This is a genomic window from Arthrobacter sp. 9V, from assembly GCF_902506065.1.
Taxonomy (GTDB): domain Bacteria; phylum Actinomycetota; class Actinomycetes; order Actinomycetales; family Micrococcaceae; genus Arthrobacter.
In genome coordinates this window covers 1-1265 of the sequence record NZ_LR732939.1, presented here as the reverse complement: position 1 = coordinate 1265, position 1265 = coordinate 1, and the positions used below count along the sequence as shown (strand labels likewise).

2 protein-coding genes are annotated in these 1265 nt (G+C 71.1%); both read left to right on the top strand.

The window, feature by feature from the left end:
- Window positions 1–306 (top strand): hypothetical protein (locus BACI9J_RS22530; RefSeq protein WP_159736634.1); only part of this gene is annotated, 306 nt, incomplete at its 5' end.
- A 97-nt stretch (window positions 307–403) separates the two neighbouring features.
- A partial coding sequence (locus tag BACI9J_RS22525; protein WP_442858668.1) for a GuaB3 family IMP dehydrogenase-related protein occupies window positions 404–1265 on the top strand: 862 nt, incomplete at its 3' end.

Here is a 1265-nt window from a genome sequence, read left to right as displayed (position 1 = left end):
TGCTGTCGCGGACCGTCCCGGCACGCGGAGTCGCCCGGATCTGAACCGGTTCTCACCGTCCCGGGGGCACGCCGGACCCCCGGCGCACCCCGGGCGGACGGAGGATGGCTCCGGCGGAACGACGGACGAGTCCGCCTGATCCCCAGGAGGCTCCCCACGCCGTCGACACCCGAGTTCTGGAGCACCTGGCGGTTCGACCCCCTGGCGGCGGTGCTCCTCGTCGTCCTCGTGGTGCTCGCGCTCCTGCTCGGCTTCGTGCTGCGGGTGCTCCGCAAACGCCGACGAGCCCCGCGCCGCCCGCGCTGACGGCTCCGCCGTGACGGCTGCACGGTGCGAGAGGTTGCCCGTCGTCCGCACCGTCCGGCCCGTGCACGCCGCAGAGCCCGCCCGGTAGGCTGTCCTGGTGAGCGAAGTCGAGATCGGTGCAGGCAAGCGCGGACGTCGGGCGTACGCGTTCGACGACATCGCGGTGGTCCCCTCCAGGCGGACGCGTGACCCGCGCGACGTCAGCGTGCAGTGGTCGATCGACGCGTTCACGTTCGAGTCGCCGATCCTGTCGGCACCGATGGACTCCGTGTCCTCGCCCGCGACGGTCATCCAGATGGGCAACCTCGGCATCCTGGGCGTGCTCGACCTCGAAGGCCTGTGGACCCGCTACGAGGACCCGACCCCGTACTACGACGAGATCAAGTCGCTCACCGACGGCAACGTCACGAAGCGCATGCAGGAGATCTACTCCGAGCCGATCAAGGCCGAGCTGATCACCGCCCGCCTGGCCGAGATCCGCGCAGCCGGGGTGCCGGTCGCCGGTTCGCTCAGCCCGCAGTGCACCCAGGAGTTCTCGAAGACGGTCGTCGACGCCGGTGTCGACCTGTTCGTCATCCGCGGCACCACGGTCTCGGCGGAGCACGTCTCCCAGACCGAGGAACCCCTCAACCTCAAGAAGTTCATCTACGAGCTGGACGTCCCGGTGATCGTGGGCGGCGCCTCGACCTACACGTCGGCGCTGCACCTCATGCGCACCGGTGCCGCCGGTGTGCTCGTCGGCTTCGGTGGCGGCGCAGCGTCGACCACCCGTGCCGCACTCGGCATCCACGCCCCGATGGCCACCGCCGTCGCGGACGTCGCAGGTGCCCGTCGCGACTACCTCGACGAGTCGGGCGGCCGCTACGTGCACGTCATCGCCGACGGCGGGCTCGACACCGCGGGCGACATCGTCAAGGCCATCGCCGTCGGCGCCGACGCCGTCATGCTCGGCACCGCGC